Below are 23,601 nucleotides of genomic sequence, written 5' to 3' on the forward strand. Positions count from 1 at the left end.
GGTGAGGGAGGGATTCGAACCCTCGATACGTTGCCGTATACACACTTTCCAGGCGTGCTCCTTCAGCCACTCGGACACCTCACCAAATTTTTACTGCTTGAAGTGGCTTTCGGAGCACGCTGCGCGTGCATCTTGCCGACTTCGTCGGTGGGCAGCCTCTCGGATGCCTCACCAAATTTTGGTCTGTGATTTAACGTGTTCAGCCAACACGGTGTTCGCTGCGCTGTTGCGCTGGAACGGGGCGTAATTTAGGGGAAAGGGCTGCCTGGGTCAACCACTTTTCCCCTTATTTTTCATAATCTTTATCGAGTGCCTATCCCTTGAACAGAATGCCGGTTTTTTAATCCCGTTCAAGGCTTGTCGAGAATGATCAGGCTGTCAGGCAGCTCGTTCTGATCCCGGGTGGCGGGGAAGGCGTCGGTCAGAATGGCGCTGGTGCGCTCCACGCACTCCAGGAACCCCTGCTCGACCTCCTTGTTGCGTACCCGAACCACGAAGTCGTCGATGATCTGCTGCCACTGGGTGTTGTCGATGTGCTGGGCGATCCCGTCGTCTACCAGGATCTCCACATAGTGCTCCGCCACCGAGACGAAGATGAGCACACCGAGCCGGTCCCGGGTGCGGTGAAGTCCCTGCTCGACAAACTGCAGGCGGGCCATCAGGGCGGCCCGGTGACGGCGTACCTTGTTGGGAATGAGCCGCATCTTGATGGGCGTCCAGTGGAACAGCAGGCTCAGTAGCAACCAGACCGACCACTGCACCAGCAGGATCTCGTACCAGCCAAGCCAGAAGCCGAGCTGGAAGACCAGCAGGGGGGTGAGCATGGCCAGCAGGGCGGCCCACAGGGTCGGGATATAGCGATAGCCATCGCTGGCCGGGGCCAGCACGGTGACCAGTTCGGCATCCGTGGCCTGCTCGGCCTGTCGAACCCTGGCCTGCAAGGTGTGGAAAAACTGTTTCGAAATCATCTTGTTGTCTCTTTTTCCCTGATTACCAACCGCCAGATGCACCGCCGCCGCCAAAGCTGCCGCCGCCACCACTGAAACCGCCACCACCACCGCCAGTGCGGCCGCCAAAGGAGCCGGCACCGAATCCACCGGCCATGTAGGCGGCCCGGCGACGTCCTCCCGGCCCACCGCCGCCGCCGCGCAGGTTGTGCAGCACGATCATCGCAATCACCACCAGGATGAAGAGCCAGGGACCTCCCTGCTTGTCGGCGTTGCTGGTGTTGTCCACGGGCTGATATTCCCCGGCCAGGGCCTGCATGATGCCCTGGCTGCCGGCGAGGATGCCGGCCACCATGTCACCGCGCTTGAAGGCGGGCAGGATCCGGGTCTGGATGATGTTGGCGGCGATGGCGTCGGGCAGGGCACCTTCCAGGCCATAACCCACCTCGATGCGCACCTTGCGCTCGTCCTGGGCGATGATCAGCAGAACGCCGTTGTTCTTGCCTTTTTGGCCGATGCCCCAGTGGCGACCGAGCTGGTAGCCGTACTCTTCGATGGTATCCCCCGCCAGCGTGTCGATGGAGACCACCACCAGCTGGACGCCGCTGCGCTTCTCGAAGACGGCCAGTTGCTGTGCGAGTTGGTGGGCCTGCTTGCGGGACATCAGATTGGCCTCGTCCACCACCCGCCCGGTCAGGGCCGGGAAATCGGGGGCGGCATGCAGCGCCGTGGCACAGAGCAGCAGACAGAGCGCCAGCCAGCGTCTCATCACGTTCATTGGAAGCTGACCTTGGGCGCCTCATCGGCACCGGGTTTGGCGCTGAAGGTGGGTTTGGCTTCCAGATCGGAGTAGAGCAGCTTGGACCAGATGACCCCGGGGAAGGTACGGATCTCGGTATTGAACTGGCGTACTGCTTCGATGTAATCCCGTCTGGCCACCGCGATGCGATTCTCGGTGCCTTCCAACTGGGCTTGCAGGGTCAGGAACTGCTGATCGGCCTTCAGATCCGGGTAGCGCTCGACCACCACCATCAGCCGGGAGAGGGCGCTGGAGAGCTGCTCCTGAGCCGCCTCGAACGCCTTGAGCTGGGAGGGGTCACTCACCTGCACGCTGCCGACTCGGGCACGGGCATCGGTGACCGCCTTGAGGGTCTCCTGCTCGTGGCTGGCGTACCCCTTGACGGTGGCCACCAGGTTGGGAATGAGATCGGCCCTGCGCTGGTACTGGTTCTCGACCTGTCCCCAGCTCGCCTTGACCTGCTCATCCAGGGTCGGAATGGTGTTCATGCCGCAGCCGGTCAAGCCCAGCAGCAGGGTCAGGGTCAGCAGGGCACGGGTACCACGCTGCCAGAGTAAAGTGGCCATCTTGTTGTTCTCCATTGATATTTCTCTCGGAAATAGGTTCACCATAACAGCTTGTGGTCAGCCCTCACAACGCCTGGGTAACAGGGGGGCGCGGTAGCTCATCGACACCTTGGGCAGCTGGGGTTTGTCCTTGAGCCAGGAGGTCAGCTCCTCCCCACAGCCATTGCCGGGGGGAATGGGAGCCTGGGGCTGGCAGTCCGGACTGTTTGCCGGGCAGCGCAGGCGCACGTGAAAGTGGCTGAAGTGGCCGACCCAGGGGCGCAGCTTGCCGACCCAGGCTTCACCGGGTGCCTGTTTGCACACCTCGGCTTTGATGACGGGGTTGACGAAGATACGCGCCACCTCGGGGCGATCAGCCGCAAGGCGCAGCAGATTGAGCTGCCTGGGGCCGAATCGGCCGGGCAGCATCCGGTAGCTGGGTTCGTCGATCAGCGCCCACTCCCTGGGGGCATCCTGCTCCCAGCGGCTGATGGGCCTGTCAGCCATCCTGAACCAGATGTCGGCATCCAGGCCGGTCTGGTGGCTGCGATGACCTGAGGTAAAGGGCCCCCCGTGCATCATGGCGAGGTCGGCGATATAGAGATCCGGCATGCCGGCCAGTCTGGTCTGGTTGGCCAGATGCTGCAGGTAATGGATGAGGTCGGGGTGACCGTAATAGCGAAGCCGTTTGGTGCGGATCACCTGATAACCTGGGCCTTCGAGGGGCAGGGCCACGGCATTTTTCAGGCAGCCGGCGGAGTAGCCGCCGATGGCCTCGGCATAGAGTGTGCTCGCGGACAAGAGCAGGGCGATGGCGAACATGGGACTCCCGGGATGGCGCCCAGTGCGGGCTCAGACAGCCCCAAGCATACCAAGAGTGGCGGCTGGCCGTCATCCGTGTCGCGGTGGCGGTTGCATCGCGGCGCGTCGCTCGCGCACAATGCGCGGCAACGCAGCGACGGCAAGGCCGTTCGCATCACAGAAGGAGAAGAGAAGATGAGAGTCAGTGAGCTGGCAGCGCAAGAGAACGTGAGCTGGCTGATGCCCCCGGCCCGGCGGTTTTACGGGGTGATGATCTGCCTGTTGCTGGCGAGTCTCGCCACTGTGGTGGCCGCCCTCTGGCTGGGATATCCCGACATGGGCCTGCTGCCCTGGGTCGGGGTGGTCTTTGGCGGTATCGTGCTGGTGATGATGGTGTTGCCGCGCAACTGGCAGCGCTGGCGTCTGGCGGAGCTTGCCTGGGATGAACGCCATCTCTATCTGCTCAATGGCGGCGAAGACCGGGCCTTGGCGCTGCCCAGGGCCGTGCTGGTGGGCATGGAGCGGGATCGCAAGGTGGGACACGATGGCCAGTGGCTCGATTTCAGCCTGGATCTCGGGCTGGATGAGGTGACCCTGGCGACGGCCACCAGCCTGCTCGGGTTGTCCCGGGAAGGGACTCACGAAGTGGCCCCCGGGGTCTATCGATTCGGGTTCAAACGTGCCTGGCATGGGCGTCGTGCCCTCGGCACATTGCTGGCCGAGCTGCACCCGATCTGACTATTTTCTCGACAATTCATCCCAATGCTCAGATACTGCCTCTGATTCGATTTGATCTTTCCTGCTCTGATAACCCAAGAGATCAAGGACTTGGGATACGAAGCTGGAAGTGCCATGGCATGATGCCGTGGCTGGTCCGGCAGGGGGGTTGTGCCCTTACTCCCAGGTCGGTGGATGCATAGATAAGGCACCTTGAATCGAGAGTGGATGGCATGAAGATTTACGTAGGTAATCTGTCGTACCGGATGACGGCCGACGAACTGACAACCGTGTTCAGCCAATTTGGGCAGGTAGACAAGGTCGATATCATCATCGACCGCGATACCGGTCAGTCCAAGGGGTTTGGTTTCATTGAAATGCCGGTCAATGGTGAGGCCGAGAAGGCCATCGCCGAGTTGCACGGCACCGAGGTCGGCGGCCGCACCATCACGGTCAATCAGGCCAAACCGAAGACGGATGCACCCCGTGGTCGCCCCCAGCGCCATCGTTGAATCGTCTCGATAACGGAAAACGGCATGGAATCCTCCATGCCGTTTTTGTTTTCAGGGTCTGGTGCAGACTCAGGGAACGTCATAACCCAGAGCGGCCTTGCGGATGCGGAACCACTGCTGGCGAGTGAGCTCAATGGACTCGGCTGCCACGGCGGCGGCGATCCGCTCCCGTTTGCCGGAGCCGATGAGGGGCAGCGGCTGACTCGGTAGCATCATCACCCAGGCGTAGACCACCTGCTCCAGACAGTCGGCGCCCACCTCCTGGCGGATCTGCTCGAGTTCCGCCCGCAGCGGGGCATATTCGGGGGCATGGAACAGCCGCCCGCCGCCAAGGCAGGACCAGGCCATGGGCTTGATGCGCTGTTGCTGGCATTGATCCAGGGCACCATCCAGCGTCCCCTCCTGATGGAGCGGGGAGATCTCCAGCTGGTTGGTGACCAGGGGGAAGGGCAGGCGGGATTGCAGCAGGGCGAACTGGTGGGGCGTGAAGTTGGAGACCCCGGCGTGCTTGATCTTGCCTGCCTGCTTGAGGGTGATGAAGGCGTCGGCCACCTCGTCGGCGTTCATCAGGGGGTCGGGGCGATGGATCAGCAACAGATCCAGATGATCGGTGCCGAGCTTTTGCAAGGAGGCTTCGGCACTGGCGACGATGTGTCCCTTGCCGGTGTTGTAGTGATTCAGGGCGTGGGCCGGATTGGCGGTGAGGGCGATGCCGCACTTGCTGACGATCTCCATGCGATCGCGCAGGGAGGGCTCCAGGCGCAGGGCATGGCCGAAGGCCTCCTCGCATTGGTAGCCACCGTAGATGTCGGCGTGATCGATGGTGGTGACCCCGAGATCAAGGTGATATTTCATCAGGTCCAGCAGGGCGGCGGGGGAGAGCTGCCACTCCATCAGGCGCCAGTAGCCCATGATGAGGCGGGAGAAGGTGGGGCCTTGCTCATGCAGGGCCAGACGGGATACGGACATGGTGACTCCTCTGGAGATAAAAATGCGAAAAGAAAGGGGCAAAATCATGTGCCAGCATCTTGGTCTCTTCCGGCGGACAAGGCAATAATGCCCCCTTCGCGAATTCGAACTATGGTTCTGACTCCGACGGGTCAAGATCCCGGTGTCAGTGAGAGGAGAAGGGGTGATGGAAGGATTTGCCGCCAGGCTGCAAAGCCTTATTGGGGAGGGGAGCGTGAGCGCCTTTGCCCGCAAGGTGGGGTTGAGTGAAGCCCTGATCCGCAAGTATCTGAAAGGGGCCGAGCCCGGCCTTGGCAAGGCGAACCAGATTGCCATGGCGGCCAACTGCTCGCTGGAGTGGCTCGCCACCGGTTGCGGGTATCTCTATCGTCAGGCCGAGGTGGTGGACAGGGACGCGCTGGCGGCGGCGGGGTCGCTGGTGCAGGAGACCCGTCCGGGAAAACCCATGCCGGATGAGGAGCAACTGGTGACCCTGCTCGCCTATTACCAGTTCCTGCGCAGCCACAAGCAGGCGGACGGTTTTCTGGACCTGGCCCGGGCGCGGGAGTTTGGGCGCCATCTGGCCGAGGCCTGAGCCTGACGGGGGCTCCCGGCAGTCCGCCATTCTTCTGATACCCTCTAAGCAGTGATCAAATCCAAGGACACGCAGATGAGCTATCTGATCCTGGGCAGTGGCGGGTTGGGCAGTGCGCTGGCACGGGCGCTGGCCAGACGGGGAGAAGAGTGGTTGCTGGCGGGCAGGCAACTGCCCAGGGGACTGGATCCCGCCTGCTACTTTCCGCTGCAGGAGGTGGACTCGCTCTCCTTTGAAGCCCTCTTCACCCTCTATGACAGCACCACCCTGCCGACAGTGGTGATCAACACCATAGGCCTGCTCCATGATCTTGCCCACATGCCGGAGCGGCGGGTGGAGGAGGTGACCCCCCAATGGCTCGAAGAGAGTCTGCTGGCCAATGCCTGGCCCCACCTGGCCCTTGGTGCCAACCTCAGCCGGCGCATGATGCCCCAGAGCACGCTCTGGCTCTGCACCCTCTCGGATCGGGCGGGAAGCCTGGAGGAGGGGGGCCAGGAGGCCATGTGCCATTACAGCTACCGCATGAGCAAGGCCGCCCTCAACATGGGCTCCCGGATCCTGGCGGGTGAGTGGGCTGGACGTTTTCCCGGCGCCGGTGTCATCACCGTGCATCCCGGCCTCATGAATACCCCCATGCAGCAACCTTTTCTTCAGGAGATGGATCCCACCTTGCTGCAGGACCCCGCCGAGGTCGCCGTCCGCCTGCTGGATCTGATGGCCACACTGACGCCGGCGCACTCGGGCCGTTTCGTGGATCTGCAGGGTCAGTGGCTGCCCTGGTGAGCCGCCGGGCTCACATTCCCGCTTGCCGTTTCTTGCCAGCCGGGTGTCGGCTGGTTAATGTCATCGTCCTGCATCAGGAGGATGACATGCGCTATATCGATTTACGAAGTGATACCGTGACCCAACCCACGGAAGCCATGCGCCAGAGCATGCTGCATGCCGAGGTGGGAGACGATGTCTATGGGGAAGATCCCAGCATCAATGCGCTGGAGCGCCGCGGCGCCAAACTGCTTGGCAAGGAGGCGGCCCTGTTCGTGCCCTCCGGCACCATGTCCAACCTGCTGGCCATGATGAGTCACTGCCAGCGTGGGGAAGGAGCCGTGCTGGGGGCGGCTTCCCACATCTATCGCTACGAGGCCCAGGGCTCTGCCGTGCTGGGCTCGGTGGCCCTGCAATCCGTCCCCATGCAGGCGGACGGCACCCTGGCCATCGAGGATGTGCGGGGGGCCATCGCTCCCGATGATCCCCATTTCGTCCAGACGCGCCTCGTCTGCCTGGAAAATACCCATAACGGCAAGGTGCTGCCATTGACCTACCTGCGCGCCATGCGCGAATTCGTCGACGAGAAGGGGTTGAAGCTGCACCTGGACGGGGCTCGCCTCTTCAATGCGGTGGTGGCGAGCGGGGAACCGGTGGCCGCCATCGCGGCGCCTTTTGACAGCATCTCTGTCTGCCTCTCCAAGGGACTGGGAGCACCGGTGGGTTCCCTGCTGGTGGGATCGGCTGCGTTCATCGCCCGCGCCAGACGGCTGCGCAAGATGCTGGGGGGCGGCATGCGCCAGGGAGGGATCCTGGCCCAGGCCGCCCTGTTCGCGCTGGATCAGCACGTTGCCCGGCTGGCGGATGATCATCGCCGCGCCAGGCGTCTGGCAGAGGGGCTGGCCGTGTTGCCAGGCATCACACTCAACATGGGTGAGGTGCAGACCAACATGGTATTCCTGCGCCTGACTCAGGAGGATCCCGCCACCTTGCTGGGTTTCATGAAGGAGCGCGGTATTCTCTTCTCCGGCTACGGGGAGCTCAGGTTGGTGACCCACCTGCAAATCACCGACGATGACATCGACGAGGTGATCGACGCCTTCACCGAGTACCTGAGTGGCTGACGCCATTTCCTATCGCAACAACAAGGGCGCCATCGGGCGCCCTTGTTGTCATGGCCGGGTCGGTCATCCCTGGCGCTGGCCGGTGATCAGCATGGCCTCGTCGGTGGCGTCATAGATCATGATGGCCAGGTGGGTGACCTCTCCGGCGAAGTCGGCCAGCGGCACCAGGGTCAGGTTCTGGTACATGTAGGGGGCCGATCCCGTGATGGGGCGGTAGTTGGAGAAGCGCAACAGGTAGGGGCGCTGCTCCCAGGTGCTGAAGGCACGGTTGTTGAGCTTGAACACCATGTTGGCCTTGCGCTCGAACCAGGTCTTGTCCACATCGGGGAAGAGCGAGAACAGCCCCTGATCGCGCACTTCGCCTGCCAGCCGGCCGCTGTGACTCTCCATGAAGCCGTTCCACACCTGGATCCGGTACTCCCTGTCGAGCACGACCAGCCCCACGTCCAGATTCTGGACGATGTTCATCAGCCAATGAAACTCCCGAATGTCCATGGTCACTCCTGGTGGTTGCTGCCGCGGGGCGGTCAGAGCATGTGCATGATCTTGTTGTTCATGGTGGCGATGGAATCTTCGGTAAACAGCAGCAAGAGATCGCACTGCACCGCATAGCCCTGCACCCGATAGTTGATCTCGATGGCCAGAGTGCGGCGCCAGCGGCTCTGGTTGGTCCGAATGAGATCCTGAATGGGCCTGTGCTGGCCAAGCACCACGGGGTGACCCTGGCTAAAAGGGGTGTCGAGCTGGTTGGCGTAGCCGCGCAGGAAGGCGCCAATCAGCACGTTGGCGGTGTCCATCAGCAGTTCCAGCTCGGCGCCGTGATCCAGCTCCCCCTGATGGTTCATCAGGCGGGCCAGGTCCTGGAAGCTGGCATCGTGGAACAGCAGCAGGGCCTCCCCGGCGATCCCGGCCCCGATGAAGCCCTGGCAGACCGCAGAGAGCGTCTCCGACTCGGCGGCGGCCGAGAGCGCCATGTGCAGCTCGGAGACCTCCAGCACGTTGACGTTGGGGATGGGGAGCAGCACGAAGGCGCCGAGCAGGCGGGCCAGAAGATCCGCCCCCTGGCCCATGGCGACGTTGGCCAGCTCCTGATAGACATCCCGCAGCTCGGGGGTGAACTGGATGCTGCTCTGGGCAGCCTGGTGGCTGGCGACGGGCTGGTGCTGGATGGCCGTCACCTGGGTGGCTGATTGCCACAGACCGTGGCGCTTGAGCAAGGCAAGGAGGGTGTCCGGGGAAGCCGGCTTCTTGATGAAATCGAGGGCGCCAAGAGCCATGACACGCTCATGGGCTTCCGGCTGGATGTCGCCGGAGACCACGATCACCTTGCTGCGCACCCCCTCTCGCTTGAGGGTCTCGAGCACGCCATAACCGTCCATCTCCGGCATGGTGAGATCGAGAAAGATCAGGTCCCCGTGCCCCATCAGGATCTGCTCGACCCCTTCCAGTCCGTCCGCGGCCTGGTGCAAGGTGACACCCCAATCGGCGGGCAGGGCGCGCACCAGCTGTTTGCGCGCGAACCCGGAGTCATCACATATCAATACATTCATAGTGTTAGCCGACCTGTGCAACGAGGATTGCGCTAAGTGTGGGTCATCAGCCGTCAGATGCAACGTGCAGCGGCTGCGCCGGTGAAAATTGATCGTTCTGCTGGCGGGTACGATAGCGCTCGGAGTGCTTCTCGACGAAATCGGCGAACATCTTAACACGCAACGGGGTGAACCGGGGCTGACAATGGAGCATGTAGAAGGGACGTTTTCCTGACTGCCAGTCAGGCAGGACGGGGACGAGCTGACCATCTTGCAGGAAGGGGTGCACATAGTGCTGCGGGGCGTTGACGATGCCGAGGTGGCGCTGGGCTGCCCGTACGGCGGCCTGGGTCTGGTCGATGCAAAGGCGGGGAGTGCGCTTGATGCAGATCGCCTGTTTGTCCCGCCCGCTCAGTTGCCAGTGCTGGTGGGGCCAGCAGTAGATGAGATCGTGCTCTTCCAGCTGGGTCGGGTGGGAGGGCACACCCATCTTCTCCAGATAGAGGGGGGAGGCGAACAGACCGTACTGGATGTGACCCAGACAGAGGGCGTTGGGCAGGGTCTGGGGGAGCTCGCCGTTGAAAAAGACCAGGTCCCTGTCCTGATCCGCCTGGAGGGCATGGTCGTTGGACTGGCGGATGTCGAATTGTACCCCGGGATAGCGCAGGCCGAAGTCCACCAGCATGTCGACCAGGATGGTGTTGGAGAGGGCGATGGGGGCCGCGAGGCGGATGAGGCCGCTGATGTCCGTCTCCTCACCCCGAATTTCGCCGGTGGCCTGCTCTATTTCCGCAAGGGGGGTACAGAGGCGCTCGTAATAGCGCAGCCCTTCGTCCGTGAGACGCAGCTTGCGGGTGGATCTGTGCAGCAGGCTGCATCCGAGCTGCTCTTCCAGTTGGGAGATACGTCGACTGATGGTGCCGGTCGGCATGCCCAGCGCAGCGGCGGCGTGGGAGAAACCGCCCTCTTGCACCACCTTGACGAACAGATAGAACTCTTCGATGTACTTCATAAGCGGTTTTAGGGGGTGTTCTGGCTGTAACAAGCCAGTGACCTTATGAAGAGTCACCGGGCTTGGCAAGCGCAATCCGGCGTTTAATTGATCTGGATTAGATTCGACTCGCGCTGGTATTGCTGGAGCAGATGGACGAAATCTTCCGGGGATCTGTCCAGGCTGTTGTCGGGCACCAGCAGATCGTACCCCAACAGATCACGCAGCCGTGCCATCCGGTTGCCGAGCATGGCGATCACCCCCTCATAGCGCTGGCCGGAGGGTGAGCAGAAGCGGCTCTCCTCCAGCAGTCCCTCTCCCAGGAGCCCACTGCCGCACCCTCCGGTCGGGCAGTCGGAGCGCTCGCTTCGCATGGCCTGCATCAGCACGGCGCGCTGCTCGGTCAGCAGACGGACGGCGAGCCGGGGTGTGATCAGCGTCAAAAAAGCGTCGTAATCCTTTATTTTCAAGCCGATGTAGGGCAGCTCCACCAGATCCCACCCCAAATGGATACGTGGTTGGTCAATTCGCTGAATATTTCTCCATTTCAGGATCCAGCCGCCGTACTTGTGATGGTATTGCAGGCAGTCCTGACACAAAGAGAGACTAAAATGAGGCTCACCCAGTTTCCAAACCCCGACAAGAATTGTCATCAGGCCCGCCAAGAGGAGGGAAATGGCGGGGATTAGTAGTTGTTCACGAAGAAAAAAAAGTATAAAAATCATAGCAATGGTTATCACCATGCCCAACAATACCAGTGTGAGTCCATTTCTTCGTACCATGGGGATCACATGTAGCGTTTTCATATGATTTCGGCCTTTTTTCATCCGTTTGTTATCCGATTATGGGCCGGAACGGATTTTGTACCAGCGTGAATACTCCTGTCAGGGGGCGCAAGCGACTGGTTCGACCATGAGCTTTCAGCATGAATCATCACTCAACATGAATACGCTAGACGAACGCCTGCTCACCGTGATGGATGTCCTCCACACGCCTGTCTGGGTCTATGACATCCAGCGTCATCATATTTACTGGGCCAACGATGCTGCCCTCGGGCTCTGGGAGGCGAGCTCCCTGGCCGAGCTGAAGTCCCGGGATTTCTCCGCCGACATGGCCGCCGCCATCGATCTGCTGCTGCAGCGCTATCTCGGTGATTTCCAGCAGGAGCGCAGTTACAACGAGTGGTGGACCCTCTCGCCCAAGGGGGTCAAGAAGCAGGTCTATCTGCGTCTTTCCGGGATCCAGCTTGCCGGAAGGCAGATGATGATGGCGGAAGCGGTCATCGATGCCGACACCCTCTATCAGGAGTCCTCCCTCGCCACCGGCGACACCCTGGCCTGTCTCTTTGACAACGAGGGGCGCCTCGAGAGCGGCAACCATCACTTCGACATGTGCTTTGGCACCGGCATTCTGACGCTGCCCCAGATCTTCTCCGGTGCGGACGAGGCCTTCTATCGTCGCCTCTCCCGTCTGGACGAAGTAGTGGCCGAAGGGGAGTGCCGCACCCAGAAGGGGATGCGCTGGTTCCAGTACCAGTTTCGCCATATCCAGCAGGGGGCACGGATCCTGCTGACCATGCGGGACATCACGGATCGCAAGCTCGAAGAGCTGGAGCATCGCCACCTGGCCTGGCACGACTCCCTCACCGGGCTGCTCAACCGCTACGGCCTGATGAAATCCCTGGAAGCCTATTGCGGCCTCGGGGGGCGCTTTGCCCTGGTGTTCATGGATCTGGACAACTTCAAGCTGGTCAATGACAACTACGGCCACAAGGCAGGGGATCGCCTGCTGGAGCGGGTCGCCGGACGGCTCAAGCAGATCTGCCCGCGGGACGTGGAGCTGGCGCGCCTTGGCGGGGACGAGTTCACCGCCCTGGTGCCCCTCAACCAGGCGAGCGATCGGGCCCAGGAGGTGGCGGATCTCATGCTCTCCCAGATGAGCAAGCCACTGCAGCTGAGCGGTGTCCCCGAGGTCACCATCGGCGGCAGCATCGGCATCGCCATCTACCCGGACGACGCCGATGATGGCGACAACCTCATCACCCGTGCCGACATGGCCATGTATCAGGCCAAGCAGATGGGGCGGCTTCGCTGGCAACGCTTCACCCCCAGCATGCAGCAGAGCCTGCATCGCAAGCTGACCCTGAAGCAGTTCCTGGCCAAGGCCGTCGGTCGGGGAGAGCTCAGCCTGCGCTATCAGCCCCAGGTGGATGTGGCGCAAGGTCGGGTCATCGGTTTCGAGGCCCTGGTACGCTGGTACAATCCCGTGCTCGGCCATGTGTCGCCGGCGGAGTTCATTCCGCTGGCCGAAGAGATGGGGCTCATCCGGGAAATCGGAAGCTGGGTGCTTTCCACCGCATTGGCCCAGATGGGGGAGTGGCAGCGACAGGACGGGGTGAGGGTGCCGGTGTCAGTCAATCTCTCGGGCTTCCAGCTCTCTGCCAGTTTGCCGGAGCTGGTGGCCCAACTGCTCGAGGTATTCTCGGTGGAGGCGGCGCTGCTGACCCTGGAGCTGACCGAGACGGTGCTGATGCTCGACATGAAGGGGTGCATCGAGATCCTCGACGCCCTGAGCGAGCAGGGGATCAAGATCGCCATCGACGACTTCGGGACGGGCTACTCCTCCCTGGCCTACCTCAACCGGTTGCCCATCGACACCATCAAGCTGGACCGCTCCTTCGTGGTGGGACTCAACCTGCCGGTGATCCGGGCGACGGTGGCCATGGCCACCAGTCTGGGGCTCGGGATCCTGGCGGAAGGGGTGGAGGAGGAGCACGAGCTCGCGGCCCTGCAGACCCAGGGTTGCCATGTCTTCCAGGGGTTCCTGTTCAGCCGTCCCATGACCCCGGAAGAGGTGGCGGCGGCGGGGTTTGCTGTACAGTGCCGACTGGGTCGCTACCCCCTCGCAAACCATTGAGCAAGTTGTCGATAAATGTGCGGCATCTCCCATTTATGAAGTGCGAGATGCCAAATTAAACATAATTAATCGAATTTTTGTCTCATATCATGGGATCCATTAGACGTTATCGCTAGTATGCGCGCTCATTCCTTGGTAATGGAGTATCACCATAATGAGTCAAGCTGCAGTGAACGAGCGTCCGGCCCCTCCCAACGGCTGGTTGAACCGCTTTCTGAACGGGGTGGAGAAGGCGGGCAACAAGCTGCCGGATCCCGCCATGCTCTTCCTCTATGCCTTGCTGATCGTCTGGGTCGGCTCTTGGATAGGCTCCCAGTTCTCCTTCGATCTGGTCAATCCCCGCACCGGAGAGGCCGTGGTCATCAACAACCTGTTGACCGGGGCAGGGCTGGCGGACTTTCTCGCCAGCATGGTCACCACGTTCACCGGGTTTGCTCCCCTTGGCATCGTGCTGGTGGCCATGCTGGGGGTCGGGGTGGCTGAACAGTCCGGTTTCATCAACACCGGGCTCAAGAAGCTGCTCAAGGTGACGCCGGCGCGCTTTCTGACCCCCATGCTGATCCTGGTGGCCATCGTCAGCCATACCGCCGCCGATGCGGGCTATGTGCTGGTGATCCCCATTGGCGGCATCATCTTCCATGCGGCGGGTCGCCACCCGCTGGCGGGGATTGCCGCAGCCTTTGCCGGGGTTTCCGGCGGGTTTGCCGCCAACTTCCTGCCCTCCGGCGGGGATGCGCTGCTTCAGGGTTTCACCCAGTCTGCAGCCCAGTTGTTCGACCCTGACTACATGGTCAACACCCTGTGCAATATCATCTTCACCGGCGCTTCTTCCTTGCTGATCATCTGCGTGGGCTGGTTTGTCACCGAGAAGATTGTCGAGCCGCGCCTCAAGCAGGTGCCTCTCAACGAGGATCTGGAGAGCGCCGACGAGATGGGCCGTTACAGCGCCCAGGAAAGCCGGGCCTTCAACTGGGCCGGGTTCGCCATGCTGGCGGCCGTGGTGCTGCTGGGGCTGGCGCTGGCCCCCGGCGACTCGCCGATGCGGGCACCGGACGGTTCCCTCACCACCTTCGCCGCGCCGGTGATGAAGTCCATCGTGCCCCTCATTTTCCTGCTCTTCATCCTGCCCGGGATCGTCTATGGCTTTGTCGCCGGCAGCTTCAAGAGCGGCAAGGATGTGATCGACGCCATGTCGGCCACCATGAACAAGATGGGCTCCTACATGGTGATGGCCTTCTTCTGCGCCCTCTTCATCAAGGCGTTCGGGGATTCCAACCTCGGTACCCTGCTGGCGCTCTCCGGTGCCGAGGTGCTTCACGCCCTGGCGCTGCCGGGAGAGGTGACCATCGTCGGCATCATACTGCTGACGGCCACCGTCAACCTGGTGGTGGGCTCGGCCTCCGCCAAGTGGGCCCTCATCAGCCCCATCCTGGTGCCCATGCTGATGGCGGTGGGGATCTCGCCCGAGCTGACTCAGGCCGCGTATCGGGTGGGGGATTCCGCCTCCAACATCATCACCCCGCTGATGGTCTTCTTCCCCCTGGTGGTGGTTTATTGCCAGCAGTATGTGAAGAGCACAGGCATCGGCACCCTGGTCTCCATGATGCTGCCTTACTCCCTGGCCTTCCTGGTGAGCTGGACGGGCTTCCTGCTGCTCTACTGGGCGCTGGGGTTCCCGCTTGGGTTGCAGGCCCCCTATGTCTATCCTGCCCCTTGAGGGTGACGGGGGGCCTTGGGCCCCCCGCTTTTTTTGGGTAGAGTGTGACCTTCATCCCGGAGGTACCATGAACCCGACCATCGATCTCATTCTTTCCCATCGCTCCATTCGCCAGTTCACCCCAGAGCCCGTCAGCGCAGAGCAGCTGGATCAGATCCTGAGCGCCGCCCAGAGCGCCGCGAGCTCCAGCTTCCTCCAGGCCAACAGCATCATCCGGGTCACCGACAAGGGGCTGCGGGCCACCCTGGCGGAGCTGGCCGGTCATCAGGCCTATGTGGTTGAGGCGGCGGAGTTTCTGGTGTTTTGCGCCGACTACCATCGTCACAGCCAGATAGTGCCGGAGGCCCGCACCGGCTTTGTGGAGCAGCTCATGATCGGGGCCATCGACGGCGCCCTGATGGCGCAAAATGCCTTGCTGGCGGCCCAGTCACTTGGGTTGGGCGGGGTCTATATCGGCGGCATTCGCAACAATCCGGCCGAGGTGAGCGAGGTGCTGGGTCTGCCCCATCAGGTGATCCCGCTGTTTGGCCTCTGCCTGGGTCATCCCGCCCAGCGGCCGGAGCAAAAACCGCGGCTGCCCCGGGCGCTGGTGGTGCACGAGAACCGCTATCCTGCCACCCTGGACCGCGCCCTGCTGGCCCGGTACGACGGGCAGATCCACGACTACTACCAGGCCCGCAGCAGCAACAACAAGGATCAGACCTGGAGCGGGCAGATCAGGGGGATCCTGGGCAAGGAGGCGAGGCCCTTCATGCTGGGATTCCTGCAGTCGAAGGGTTTTTGCCTCAAGTAATGGGGGCGGCGGGCGATATGGAGCAAGACGCACCGGATGCGGTCACCGCCTGGGAGCGTTCTTGTGAGGCAATACGGGATCTGGGCGCTACCCTATGAGGCTAAGCTGTTGTAGGATCTCGCAATTGGATTGGGACTGGAGTGTGAACACCCTATGATTTTAACCCTGATATTGCTGTCAATCGGCGCACTCCTGTTTCTGGTCATCGCCTATAACGTGGTGCAGCAATACAAGCAGAAGGCCGAATCGGACAAGCGCCAGGCCATTGCCCGTCACAAGGCGGTGGCAGACGAGACTGAAGAGGTGTTGCTGAACGTCAATCTGGTGCCCTTTTCCAAAAACATGGTGCTGCTGTTGCAACACCGGATCCTGGATGCCTACCGCGCCATCGCGCTGGTGATGCCCAATGCGCAGGTCAAGCAGCGCATCGCCGACGTCCAGCTCCAGATCAAGAACGTGCAGGAGAACTACAGCAGCCAGGACGAGGGGCATTTCAAGACGCCGGAGTCCGACCGCCAGGCCATCCAGATGCTGCAACTGGCCAAGAAGATGCGGGCCGTGCTGCGGGTCGAGCACAACAAGGGCAAGATAGATCCCCAGGGCTTTGCCCAGGAGGATCGCCGCCTCGAGCTGATGCAGCTCAAGATCAACATCGCCAACTTGCTCAAGCGGGCCATGGATGCCCAGATCCAGGGGCAGTACGGCACCTGCCGCCAGCTCTACACCAAGGGACTGGGGGCGCTGGCCAATGTCACCGACAAGGATCCCTACCTGCTGGCGCGGGAAGAGGACATGCGTCAGGGGATGCGCCAGCTGGAAGAACACCTGCAGCAGCACAGCGAGAAGGAGCTGCAAAACATCAAGGACAAAGAGACGGACGAACTGGACGTCCTGTTCCAACCCAAGAAGAAATGGTGATCATGTCACATCCACTGGATTCCACACTGGGGCCCATGGCCCCATTTGTTTGCCAACTGCTCACGGAAATGCATGCCGTCATGGGAGTCAAGGACTCCCCCGTGGTGGATCACCTCTGCTACCGCGCCGCCACCCTGCCGGAATATCTGGAGTTGAAAGCGGTGCTGGCCGCCCACGGAGTCTTGCTGGTGGAGGGGATGATAGGCGGTCGTCCCATCGCCACCTATCGCTTGCACCAGCCTGTCTGCTGGGAGCAGGTGACCGTCCCCTGCATCGAACTGGCCGCCCCCAAGGCGGGTCGAAGCCATCAGGCCGGGCTCGAACATATCGAGCTGGTGGTGCCCTCGCTCACGACCTTGGTGACGACGCATCCGGATGTCCCCTTCAAGACCGGCAACATCGATGACGGACGCAATCCGGATATAGGATTGATGCTGCCCTCCGGGCAGATCAAGTTTCATCTGCGCCCGCTTGAGGAGGTGATCGACGAAGAGCTCTGCACCGGCGCCGTGGTGCCGGTACCGGCGGACTATTATGACGGTCTGTGAGGGAAGGACCCGTTGACGGGAGCCTGATCCTGTGGCGTCAACGCACAAGCGGGCGCCACACGTCCTTTCAAGTGACCGAGCCAGAGGCTCAACCCGGCGGTGATCATCAACACCAGCTCGATGCCGAGCACCAGACCCCATAGCCCCCCTTGCTCCCAGAAGGGATGCAGATAAAGCCCGCCCAGGCTGGCCCCCAGGTAATACCCCACCAGATAGAGCGACGAGGCGAGCGCCCGGTTGTGCTCCACGTGCTGGCCGACCCAGGCGCTGGCACAGGCGTGGGCCAGGAAGAAGCCGAAGCTCGAGACAAGCAATCCCCCGATGATGGCGACAAGGCTCCCCTGCAACAGGGCCAGACTGCCGAGTGCCATCAAGGTTATTCCCGCCAGCAGCAGACGATGTGCTCCCCAGCGATGGGCCCCGCGGCCGCTCAGTGAAGAGGCGACGGTGCCGGTGAGGTAGGTCAGAAACAGCATGCCGAGCCACTGGGTCGGCAGGGAGAAGGGGGCCTTGGCCAGCAGGAAGGTGAGATAGCTGTACTGGTTCAGGAAGACCATGAAGTTGAGGCCGCCGATGAGATAGGCCCCCACCAGCAAGGGGTTGCCAAGGTGGCTCTGGATGGCGCGGCGCAGTTGCCCAGGCGCTGCCTCCACGGCCACGAAGCAGCGCTGGGCGGGCAGCAGCCAGATGACCAGTGGCAGCAGGGCGAGGCTGATGATCCCGATACCGAGGAAAGTGTGCTGCCAGTCACCAAACCAGCCAGCCAGCAGACCGCCGACCACCCGGCCCGCGATGCCTCCCAGGGAGTTGGCCGCGATATAGACGCCGACGGCTACGATGAGGGCACGTTTGCTGAACTCTTCCCCCATGTAGGCAATGGCGGTGGCGGGCAGCCCTGCCAGCAGGACGCCTTGCAGGATGCGCAGGCTCACCAGCACATCAAAGTGGGTGACCCAGGGGATGCACAGGGAGAGCAGGATGGCGGCCGCCAGGGTCCACAGCATGATCCGCCGCCGTCCGAACCGATCAGCCAGACGGGCACAGACGAGCAGGGAGCCTGCCAGCCCTGCGGTACAGCCTGCCAGCGTCCAGCTGGCGGACAAGGCGCTGACCGAGAAAACCTCTGCCAGGAGCGGCAGCAGGGGATGGGTCTGGTAGAGATTGAGGAATACCAGGAAGGAGCCCAGGCTGAGAGCCAGGGTGGCGCGTATCCATTCGCGACTACCTATTTCAATCATATGGAGTTGTCCCGACGACTTTTGTGCAGGGTAGTGCGACGAAACGTATAAATATAATATATTTAAGTTATCACCCTGATAAATGAAATTGATATGGACCTGAAACAGCTCGGATACCTGCTGGCGGTGCGCGATGCCGGCTCCTTCACCAGGGCGGCCCAGGGGCTGAACGTGGCCCAGCCTGCCGTCAGCATGGCCATCGCCAAGCTGGAGCAGCAGCTCGATCTGCGGCTGTTTGACCGGCAGGACCGCAGCGTGCGCCTCACCCCGGAGGGAGAGGTCCTCTGCCGCCACGCCGAACGGCTGCTGCGCCAAATGCACCAGGCCGAGGCCGAGATGGCCGAGCTCAAGGGGCTGGAACGGGGGGAGGTGCGCATCGGCATCCCCTACATGATGGGATCCTATTACTTCCCGCCAATCCTGATGGCGTTCAAGCATCGCTACCCCGGCTTGAAGATCCGGGTGGAGGAGGCGGGCACCCGGGAGCTGCTCAGCCGCATGGTGGATGGCAGTCTGGATCTCGCCATCCTCATCACCAGCGATCTGCCACCGGCCCTCGAGGGGGCGCAACTGCTGCGGGAAGAGATGCTGATGGTGGTGGGGGAGGAGCACCCGCTGCGCGGCGCTGAGTCGGTCTCGCTGCCACAGTTCTTCGGCCAGGAGCTCGCCATGTTCCGGCGAGGCTTCTACCACAGGGAACACATGGAGGTGTTGGCGCAGGGGTTGGGGGTAGAGCCTGACATCGCGTTCGAAAGCAATCTCATCCCGCTGCTCAAGGCGGTGGTGCGTCAGGGATTCGCCGTGACCACCTTCCTGCGCATGGCGCTGGAAGAGGAGCCGGCCCTCACCGGCATCCCTTTTTCACCCCCTATCTTCCTGGATCTCTGCGTAGCCTGGCGACGGGGGGATCCGCTCTCCATGGCGAACCGGGCATTGCGGGATTTTTTGCTGGCACAAGGGGATGTTTCTCACCATTGCGCTACAGATACTCAATGATTGAGTGGTATCACCAATAAAAACGCCTCCAATCTGGAGGCGTATGCTGACAAGGTGGATGCAACCTTATTTCTTGAACAGGTGATCCAGCTTGTTTGCCTTGGTGGAGAGATAAAACTCGTTGTGGGGATTGCGACCTTCCTGAAGGGGCACGCGCTCCGCCACCGGGATGCCAAAGGATTCCATCGCCTTCAACTTGCGCGGGTTGTTGGTCATCAGGCGCAGGGACTTGACCTCGAGCGCCTTGAGCATGTCGGCGCAGATGGTGTAGTCACGCATGTCGGCGGCAAAGCCAAGCGCCACGTTGGCCTCCACGGTATCGGCCCCCTGATCCTGCAGATGATAGGCCCGGATCTTGTTGAGCAAGCCGATGCCTCGCCCTTCTTGACGGACATACAGCAGGACGCCGCGGCCCGCCTTGGCGATGTTTTCCAGAGCGGCCTGCAATTGGAAGCCGCAGTCACAACGCAGACTGAACAGGGCATCCCCGGTCAGACACTCGGAATGAATGCGTCCCAGCACGGGTTCGCCGTCTGCGATATCGCCCATCACCAGCGCGGCATGATCCTTGCCTGTGCCGGTTTCCTGAAAACCAACCAGCGTGAAAGTGCCCCAGGGGGTCGGCAACTTGGATTTGGCCACGAGGGTAACGCTGCTCATATGGTTGCTCCTGACTACAGCTGCTTAAAAAAGGGCGGCCAGTTTAGCGCGCATTGTCCGGAACAACCATAAGAACAAAACCTTGCGTGAGAAGTGGGTTAACCCGATTGGTCAGAATAGGTGCAATCACGACGACTTTTGCGCAATTGTGTGCCCTGACAACTGCCAGAGACGGCGCATTCGGGTATAATCGGCGCCCATTAACCCATCCCGACAGGGATGTGTGCAACCAGTCAAGATGCCGAGTGCGCAGGAGAAACGTTATGGCTCAGATGGCCCCCGTGATGACTATTGATGGCCCAAGTGGAGCAGGAAAAGGCACCTTGTGCCAGTTGCTGGCTGAAAAACTGGGCTGGCACCTGCTCGATTCCGGTGCCATCTACCGGGTGCTCTCCCTGGCAGCCCTGCATCACGATGTGGAGCTCGATTCCGAAGCCGCATTGGTTCCCCTGGCCGCCAATCTGGATGTGCAATTCCAGGTAGAAGGGGCGCTGGTCAAGGTGATCCTCGAAGGGGAGGATGTTTCCCGTACCATTCGTACTGAAGAAGTGGGCAACGCGGCCAGCAAAATCGCGGCGTTTCCCCGGGTACGTGAAGCCCTGCTGCGCCGTCAGCGTGCATTCCGCCAAGCCCCCGGTCTCATCGCCGACGGTCGCGACATGGGTACAGTGGTTTTCCCCGAGGCGGATGTGAAGATTTTCCTCGACGCCAGCGCCGAGGAGCGGGCCCAGCGCCGCTATAAGCAGTTGCAAGATAAGGGCTTTGATGTTAACTTTGAGCGTCTTTTAACCGAGATTCGGGAACGTGACGATCGCGACAGAAATCGCGCCGTCGCTCCCCTGAAACCCGCGGAAGATGCTCTTGTTGTAGACTCAACGTCCATGACCATAGATGAAGTGCTGGCAACGGTGCTTGCCTATGCAGAGCAACAACTTGGTGATGTCAGCGCAAACTGATGTCAGTCGTCTGCACCAAGGATGGCGCAGATAATTTAAAACAACCCCGCTTGTGCCGGATTGCAAGTGGATGTTTCATTTGTGACATAAACAATGATCGAATCTTTTGCTCAACTCTTTGAAGAGTCCCTGAATGCCGTTGAAACCCGTCAAGGTTCCATCGTCAAGGGCACTGTCGTTGCTATCGAGAACGGTTTCGTACTGGTTGATGCCGGTCTGAAATCCGAGTCTGCTATCCCGGCTGAAGAATTCAAGAACGCCATGGGCGAGCTGGAAATCAACGTAGGTGACTCCGTTGACGTGGCTCTGGACTCTATCGAAGATGGTTTCGGCGAAACCAAGCTGTCCCGCGAAAAAGCCAAGCGCCACGAAGCCTGGCTGCAGCTTGAAAAAGCTTACGAAGAGCAAGCTACCGTTATCGGTATCATCAACGGCAAGGTCAAGGGTGGTTTCACCGTTGAGCTGAACGGCATCCGTGCCTTCCTGCCGGGTTCTCTGGTTGACGTGCGTCCGATCCGTGACACCGCTCACCTGGAAAACAAAGAACTCGAGTTCAAAGTCATCAAGCTGGACCAGAAGCGCAACAACGTTGTTGTTTCCCGTCGTGCCGTGATCGAGACCGAGAACACCTCCGAGCGTGAAAGCCTGCTGGCCAACCTGCAAGAAGGTCAAGAAGTTAAGGGTATCGTCAAGAACCTGACCGACTACGGTGCATTCGTAGATCTGGGCGGTGTTGACGGCCTGCTGCACATCACCGACATGGCGTGGAAGCGCGTTAAGCATCCTTCCGAAATCGTCAACGTTGGCGACGAGATCGCTGTCAAGGTTCTGAAGTTCGACCGCGAGCGTACCCGTGTATCCCTGGGCCTGAAGCAGCTGGGCGAAGATCCCTGGGTTGCTATCGCCAAGCGTTACCCGGAGACCACCCGTCTGTCTGGCCGCGTGACCAACCTGACCGACTACGGCTGCTTCGTTGAAATCGAAGAAGGCGTGGAAGGCTTGGTACACGTATCCGAGATGGATTGGACCAACAAGAACATCCACCCGTCCAAGGTTGTCAACGTTGGCGACGTGGTTGACGTGATGGTTCTGGACATCGACGAAGAGCGTCGTCGTATCTCCCTGGGTCTGAAGCAGTGCAAATCCAACCCGTGGCAGCTGTTTGCCGAAACTCACGCCAAGGGCGACCGTGTTTCCGGCAAGATCAAGTCCATCACTGACTTCGGTATCTTCATCGGTCTGGATGGCGGCATCGACGGCCTGGTTCACCTGTCTGACATCTCCTGGAACAACCAGGGCGAAGAAGCCGTGCGTGAATTCAAGAAGGGCGACGAGATCGAAGCCGTTGTTCTGCAAGTGGACCCGGAGCGTGAGCGCATCTCCCTGGGCGTCAAGCAGATCGAAGAAGACCCGTTCAATAAGTACCTGTCTGACAACAAGAAAGGTGCTATTGTGAAGGGCAAGGTTACCGAGGTTGATGCCAAGGGTGCCGTGATCGAACTGGCTGACGGCGTAGAAGGCTACCTGCGTGCCTCCGACGCTGCTCGTGACCGCGTAGAAGACGCCACTCTGGTGCTGTCTGTTGGTGACGAAGTTGAAGCCAAATTCATGGGCGTTGATCGCAAGAACCGTACCGTAAGCCTGTCTGTCCGTGCCAAGGACGAGGCTGACGAGCGTGTTGCCATCGACAGCCTGAACCAACAAGAAGAAGTTGTGTTCAGCAATGCCATGATGGAAGCGTTCAAAGCCGCCAAGGGTGAGTAATCCTTGATGCAAGAAAAGGGCGGCATTGCGCCGCCCTTTTTTATCTTGGCAAAATGATTATTGCATGTGATCGGGGAAGGAGATTTAACCTTATGACCAAATCAGATCTCATCGAACAACTGGCAGCCAGCCGCATGCATATGCCGGCCAAGGATGTCGAAGCCGCTATCAAGGAGATCCTTGAGCAGATGGCATCGACCTTGCAAAACGGCGACCGGATTGAAATCCGAGGATTTGGCAGTTTCTCGCTGCACTATCGTGCGCCCCGCGTGGGTCGCAACCCCAAGACCGGGGACAAGGTTGAACTGACCGGGAAATATGTCCCGCACTTCAAACCTGGCAAAGAGTTGCGCGAACGCGTCAACATCATCGAATAATGCAGAAAACGGCATACCTGAGTATGCCTTTTTCATTTTTATGTTCTGGAGTCTGCCCGTTGTCGGGTTTCTCACACTCTTTTCCCATTCGCGCTAGAGTCTGCCTGTGATTTTAAGGATAATCAGTCACTCATTCGCTACAGACAGGGAGCTCCCATGAAGCGTATCTTGGCCCTCATTCCACTGGTGCTGGTGTTTGTCCTGACCCTTGCCATCGGTTCTCAAAATGGTCAGCTGGTGCAGTTCAACTACTTGATCGCCCAGGGGGAGTTCTCGCTCTCCATGTTGCTGGGGTTCTTCTTCGCCGGCGGTTTTCTGCTGGGCTGGCTGGTATTTGGTCTGCTGTTCCTGCGTCTCAAACTGCAAAATCGCACCCTGAACCGAACCATGCGTCGTCAATCTCGCGAGTTGGAGCTTGCCCGGTCGACAACCAAGGAATAATGTCCCT

The 23,601-nt window shown here is 60.9% G+C and carries 26 protein-coding genes and 1 tRNA gene; 15 read left to right on the forward strand and 12 right to left on the reverse strand.

Going from position 1 to position 23,601, the window contains the following annotated elements; genetic code table 11:
* The 5 genes from AB5Y70_RS02605 to mepA form a co-directional block, all read right to left on the reverse strand.
* A tRNA-Ser gene (locus AB5Y70_RS02605) sits at positions 1-84 on the reverse strand.
* A 266-nt stretch (positions 85-350) separates the two neighbouring features.
* Positions 351-968 carry a TPM domain-containing protein gene (locus tag AB5Y70_RS02610; RefSeq protein ID WP_010675024.1) on the reverse strand — a complete coding sequence of 206 codons (618 nt, stop codon included), beginning with the start codon at positions 966-968 and terminating at the stop codon, positions 351-353.
* 22 nt (positions 969-990) lie between these two features.
* The gene (locus tag AB5Y70_RS02615; RefSeq protein WP_124243908.1) at positions 991-1,725 is read right to left on the reverse strand and encodes a YgcG family protein; all 735 of its coding nucleotides are present in this window, start codon (positions 1,723-1,725) and stop codon (positions 991-993) included.
* The gene (locus tag AB5Y70_RS02620; RefSeq protein ID WP_210600111.1) at positions 1,722-2,327 is read right to left on the reverse strand and encodes a LemA family protein; all 606 of its coding nucleotides are present in this window, start codon (positions 2,325-2,327) and stop codon (positions 1,722-1,724) included. The genes AB5Y70_RS02615 and AB5Y70_RS02620 overlap by 4 nt, the downstream gene beginning before the upstream one ends.
* A 42-nt stretch (positions 2,328-2,369) precedes the next feature.
* On the reverse strand, positions 2,370-3,113 hold the full coding sequence (gene mepA / locus AB5Y70_RS02625; protein ID WP_368175922.1) for a penicillin-insensitive murein endopeptidase: 744 nt from the start codon (positions 3,111-3,113) through the stop codon (positions 2,370-2,372).
* A 174-nt stretch (positions 3,114-3,287) separates the two neighbouring features.
* Here mepA and AB5Y70_RS02630 point away from each other — a divergent pair, with 174 nt between their 5' ends.
* Complete coding sequence (locus AB5Y70_RS02630) at positions 3,288-3,830, forward strand: hypothetical protein (RefSeq protein ID WP_010675020.1); 543 nt, start codon at positions 3,288-3,290, stop codon at positions 3,828-3,830.
* Between the two features lie 212 nt (positions 3,831-4,042).
* Positions 4,043-4,321, forward strand: coding sequence for an RNA-binding protein (locus tag AB5Y70_RS02635; protein ID WP_029314670.1), 279 nt, complete (start codon positions 4,043-4,045; stop codon positions 4,319-4,321).
* Positions 4,322-4,390: 69 nt separating this feature from the next.
* Here the strand turns inward: AB5Y70_RS02635 and AB5Y70_RS02640 are convergent, their stop codons facing one another.
* Positions 4,391-5,290 (reverse strand): aldo/keto reductase family oxidoreductase, encoded by a 900-nt coding sequence (locus AB5Y70_RS02640; RefSeq protein WP_010675018.1) that lies wholly within the window; start codon positions 5,288-5,290, stop codon positions 4,391-4,393.
* Positions 5,291-5,456: 166 nt separating this feature from the next.
* Here AB5Y70_RS02640 and AB5Y70_RS02645 point away from each other — a divergent pair, with 166 nt between their 5' ends.
* The 3 genes from AB5Y70_RS02645 to ltaE all read left to right on the forward strand — a co-directional run bounded on the left by AB5Y70_RS02645 (position 5,457) and on the right by ltaE (position 7,750).
* The gene (locus tag AB5Y70_RS02645; protein WP_010675017.1) at positions 5,457-5,864 is read left to right on the forward strand and encodes a helix-turn-helix transcriptional regulator; all 408 of its coding nucleotides are present in this window, start codon (positions 5,457-5,459) and stop codon (positions 5,862-5,864) included.
* A 75-nt stretch (positions 5,865-5,939) separates the two neighbouring features.
* A complete protein-coding gene (locus AB5Y70_RS02650) occupies positions 5,940-6,647 on the forward strand; it encodes a short-chain dehydrogenase (RefSeq protein ID WP_010675016.1) in 708 nt (235 codons plus the stop codon).
* Positions 6,648-6,733: 86 nt separating this feature from the next.
* Positions 6,734-7,750 (forward strand): low-specificity L-threonine aldolase, encoded by a 1,017-nt coding sequence (ltaE, locus tag AB5Y70_RS02655; protein ID WP_010675015.1) that lies wholly within the window; start codon positions 6,734-6,736, stop codon positions 7,748-7,750.
* Positions 7,751-7,813: 63 nt separating this feature from the next.
* Here the strand turns inward: ltaE and AB5Y70_RS02660 are convergent, their stop codons facing one another.
* From AB5Y70_RS02660 to AB5Y70_RS02675, 4 genes are all read right to left on the reverse strand, one after another.
* Positions 7,814-8,245 carry a PAS domain-containing protein gene (locus AB5Y70_RS02660; protein WP_010675014.1) on the reverse strand — a complete coding sequence of 144 codons (432 nt, stop codon included), beginning with the start codon at positions 8,243-8,245 and terminating at the stop codon, positions 7,814-7,816.
* 32 nt (positions 8,246-8,277) lie between these two features.
* On the reverse strand, positions 8,278-9,300 hold the full coding sequence (locus AB5Y70_RS02665; protein ID WP_029314668.1) for a response regulator: 1,023 nt from the start codon (positions 9,298-9,300) through the stop codon (positions 8,278-8,280).
* 46 nt (positions 9,301-9,346) lie between these two features.
* Entirely contained in the window at positions 9,347-10,291 is a 945-nt protein-coding gene (locus AB5Y70_RS02670) for a LysR family transcriptional regulator (protein ID WP_010675012.1), read from the reverse strand.
* Between the two features lie 83 nt (positions 10,292-10,374).
* On the reverse strand, positions 10,375-11,097 hold the full coding sequence (locus AB5Y70_RS02675) for a DUF2982 domain-containing protein (protein ID WP_275058586.1): 723 nt from the start codon (positions 11,095-11,097) through the stop codon (positions 10,375-10,377).
* A 148-nt stretch (positions 11,098-11,245) separates the two neighbouring features.
* On the opposite strand from AB5Y70_RS02675, the gene AB5Y70_RS02680 reads away from it, so the two are divergent.
* From AB5Y70_RS02680 to AB5Y70_RS02700, 5 genes are all read left to right on the forward strand, one after another.
* The gene (locus AB5Y70_RS02680) at positions 11,246-13,186 is read left to right on the forward strand and encodes a bifunctional diguanylate cyclase/phosphodiesterase (protein ID WP_029314665.1); all 1,941 of its coding nucleotides are present in this window, start codon (positions 11,246-11,248) and stop codon (positions 13,184-13,186) included.
* 154 nt (positions 13,187-13,340) lie between these two features.
* Entirely contained in the window at positions 13,341-14,903 is a 1,563-nt protein-coding gene (locus tag AB5Y70_RS02685; protein WP_010675009.1) for an AbgT family transporter, read from the forward strand.
* 67 nt (positions 14,904-14,970) lie between these two features.
* On the forward strand, positions 14,971-15,696 hold the full coding sequence (gene nfsA, locus AB5Y70_RS02690) for an oxygen-insensitive NADPH nitroreductase (RefSeq protein WP_010675008.1): 726 nt from the start codon (positions 14,971-14,973) through the stop codon (positions 15,694-15,696).
* A 153-nt stretch (positions 15,697-15,849) separates the two neighbouring features.
* Positions 15,850-16,614 (forward strand): hypothetical protein, encoded by a 765-nt coding sequence (locus tag AB5Y70_RS02695; protein ID WP_010675007.1) that lies wholly within the window; start codon positions 15,850-15,852, stop codon positions 16,612-16,614.
* Entirely contained in the window at positions 16,608-17,162 is a 555-nt protein-coding gene (locus tag AB5Y70_RS02700) for a VOC family protein (RefSeq protein WP_010675006.1), read from the forward strand. Before AB5Y70_RS02695 ends, AB5Y70_RS02700 begins: the two co-directional genes overlap by 7 nt.
* On the opposite strand, the gene AB5Y70_RS02705 is transcribed toward AB5Y70_RS02700, so the two are convergent.
* Positions 17,147-18,400 (reverse strand): MFS transporter, encoded by a 1,254-nt coding sequence (locus tag AB5Y70_RS02705; protein ID WP_010675005.1) that lies wholly within the window; start codon positions 18,398-18,400, stop codon positions 17,147-17,149. The genes AB5Y70_RS02700 and AB5Y70_RS02705 overlap by 16 nt on opposite strands.
* 93 nt (positions 18,401-18,493) lie before the next feature.
* Between AB5Y70_RS02705 and AB5Y70_RS02710 the strand changes: the two genes are divergently transcribed.
* A complete protein-coding gene (locus AB5Y70_RS02710; RefSeq protein ID WP_010675004.1) occupies positions 18,494-19,396 on the forward strand; it encodes a LysR family transcriptional regulator in 903 nt (300 codons plus the stop codon).
* Between the two features lie 66 nt (positions 19,397-19,462).
* Here AB5Y70_RS02710 and ribA read toward each other — a convergent pair whose 3' ends face one another.
* Positions 19,463-20,056 (reverse strand): GTP cyclohydrolase II, encoded by a 594-nt coding sequence (gene ribA / locus AB5Y70_RS02715; RefSeq protein ID WP_010675003.1) that lies wholly within the window; start codon positions 20,054-20,056, stop codon positions 19,463-19,465.
* A 263-nt stretch (positions 20,057-20,319) separates the two neighbouring features.
* Here ribA and cmk point away from each other — a divergent pair, with 263 nt between their 5' ends.
* The 4 genes from cmk to AB5Y70_RS02735 all read left to right on the forward strand — a co-directional run bounded on the left by cmk (position 20,320) and on the right by AB5Y70_RS02735 (position 23,594).
* Entirely contained in the window at positions 20,320-21,012 is a 693-nt protein-coding gene (gene cmk / locus AB5Y70_RS02720; RefSeq protein WP_010675002.1) for a (d)CMP kinase, read from the forward strand.
* A 93-nt stretch (positions 21,013-21,105) separates the two neighbouring features.
* Positions 21,106-22,776: a 30S ribosomal protein S1 gene (gene rpsA, locus AB5Y70_RS02725; protein WP_010675001.1), complete on the forward strand. Its 1,671-nt coding sequence runs from the start codon at positions 21,106-21,108 to the stop codon at positions 22,774-22,776.
* Between the two features lie 92 nt (positions 22,777-22,868).
* The gene (gene ihfB / locus AB5Y70_RS02730) at positions 22,869-23,153 is read left to right on the forward strand and encodes an integration host factor subunit beta (protein WP_005299934.1); all 285 of its coding nucleotides are present in this window, start codon (positions 22,869-22,871) and stop codon (positions 23,151-23,153) included.
* 156 nt (positions 23,154-23,309) lie between these two features.
* Positions 23,310-23,594, forward strand: coding sequence for a LapA family protein (locus AB5Y70_RS02735; RefSeq protein ID WP_010675000.1), 285 nt, complete (start codon positions 23,310-23,312; stop codon positions 23,592-23,594).
* Positions 23,595-23,601: the final 7 nt, after the last annotated feature.

It is taken from the genome of Aeromonas sp. s1(2024) (genome assembly GCF_040908005.1).
Taxonomy (GTDB): Bacteria; Pseudomonadota; Gammaproteobacteria; order Enterobacterales; family Aeromonadaceae; genus Aeromonas; species Aeromonas caviae.